General features: G+C 57.7%; 1 protein-coding gene. It reads left to right on the top strand.

The window, feature by feature from the left end; translation table 11 throughout:
• On the top strand, positions 1 to 849 hold an 849-nt coding region (locus tag IE264_RS38855; RefSeq protein ID WP_229888003.1), incomplete at its 5' end, for a hypothetical protein.
• Positions 850 to 1,045: the final 196 nt, after the last annotated feature.

Genomic DNA, 1,045 nt, shown 5'->3' with positions numbered 1-1,045 from the left:
CAGGCCGTCTTGAGCCAAGCCACCAACTGTGCCACTTGCTTCAACATCGGTCAATTCGGCAGCATCGCCTCGAGCACCTTGATCCAATTCACCAACTTTGTGAGCTCGCTGCAGACCAGCTTTGATGGAAGCGCCTTCAGCCGAATCGCGTCTCCCTTGTCGGGTCTCACCTCGTCCTTCCAGCAGTTCTTCCAGAGGACGTCCGCTTCCTCTGCGATCAGCACCAGCAGCCTCATCCCGCAGAACTTCGGCCCGGTCTTCCAAGGCATCATGCCCTCGGTTGTCCAGCAGTTTAGCGCCAACAGTTTCAACCAGCAATCCAGCAGCAACAATTTCCAGGCTGGTGGGTTCGGCGCCGGCGGCAGCAGCTTCTCGTCCAGCCAGCAGAGCTCGAGCGTCTCGTCGGTCAGCTCCAGCTTCCAAAGCTTGAACGGGCTCATCGGCGGCTTCCAGTCTCAGCTCGCGGCCGGCCAGCTCACTCGCGACATCGCGTTCCAGCGATGCCAGCAACTCGCCCGGTCCTTCCAGGCCGTCCTGAGCCAAGCCAACAACTGCGGCACCTGCTTCAAAAGCCCGGGCCAATTCGGTAGCATCGCCTCGAGCACCTTTAGCCAATTCACCAACTTTGTGAGCTCGCTGCAGACCAGCTTTGGCGGAGATGCCTTGAGCCAAATCGCGTCTCCCTTGGCGTCGCTCAGCTCGTCGTTCCAGCAGTTCTACCAACGGACCTCGGCCTCTTCGGCTGTCAGCTCCACCAGCATCTTCCCCCAGGACTTCGCCTCGGTCATGCAGCCCATCATGCCCTCGCTCGGTCCAGTCTTCCAACAGTCGGCCTTCCAGAAGAAGTAGATCATTGCTTTTTCTGTTGTTACCCTCGCTAGGGAGACTCCCTTGCCTCTTCAGGCTCCACGCCATGTAACTCGCCATGTAGCCATGTGCACCGTTTTGTCTCTTTTCTTCTCTTCGCATGTGCACAGTCTTCCTTTACCTGTATAACTTCCTGGACAATGTTATGCAACTTTCTCGCAGCCGTGGTTCATTTTCC

Source organism: Streptomyces microflavus, assembly GCF_014650075.1.
GTDB lineage: Bacteria > Actinomycetota > Actinomycetes > Streptomycetales > Streptomycetaceae > Streptomyces > Streptomyces microflavus.
Note: the sequence above shows the minus strand (reverse complement) of the source record. Positions and strands in the feature narration are given on the sequence as shown.